Raw genomic sequence first — 666 nt, 5'->3', positions numbered from 1 at the left:
CCGACAGCGGACTTACGTTGGCCGGCTGCCGCCCATCTGCCGGCAGTCTGCACGCAATTTTCACATATCCCATCAGTCGGAGACCTGGCGAGCGTAACTGCTGAGATCAAATGCGGAAGTCATCTAGCGTCTTGCCGCCCGCGATGCCTTCCGCGATCCACTTCGGCTGCCGTCCTCGGCCTGTCCAGGTTTGATCGTTATCCGCGGGATTTTGATACTGCGCCTGTACCTTCTGTCCTTTACCCTTGTTTGATTTTTTCGTGCCGGTAGTAAGCAGCTCATCGATAGATATGCCAGCCCCTTTGGCAATCGCGAGAACCTGCTGTCGTGCTTTCTCCAGTTCGCCTTGCTGGCGGCTCTTGATCTCTTTTTCGATGTCGTGCTGCAGGCCTTTTAGCTCGCTTAGGTTGTAGCTTGCCAAGTCGATGTTCGCCATAATGCTTCCTTTACCTTGAGGAGTGAACGTACTCTCCACGATTCTACTATGCGCTGGAAAAATGAAATCGCTAGCGAAGCGCACGTGCTCGCTCTGGACACAAGGACAAGGTCCTAGGAGCAAAATCAGCTTCCTACCCACCGAGGAGGAATCATGGATGCGAGCATCTACAAAGGGAAGCATTCTGTTCCCTGGAACAAAGGACGACTAGTCGGCCAAAAGCTGCCACT

The 666-nt window shown here is 53.6% G+C and carries 1 protein-coding gene; it reads right to left on the bottom strand.

Annotated elements, in window-relative coordinates:
• Window positions 1-106: 106 nt before the first annotated feature.
• Window positions 107-436 (bottom strand): H-NS histone family protein, encoded by a 330-nt coding sequence (locus ACHAC9_RS24520; RefSeq protein WP_435764426.1) that lies wholly within the window; start codon window positions 434-436, stop codon window positions 107-109.
• Window positions 437-666: the final 230 nt, after the last annotated feature.

This window comes from Massilia sp. CMS3.1, assembly GCF_051262535.1.
In the GTDB taxonomy this organism is placed as follows: domain Bacteria; phylum Pseudomonadota; class Gammaproteobacteria; order Burkholderiales; family Burkholderiaceae_D; genus Telluria.
The sequence above is the reverse complement of the archived record's forward strand: the minus strand, read 5'-3'. Positions and strand labels throughout refer to the sequence as shown.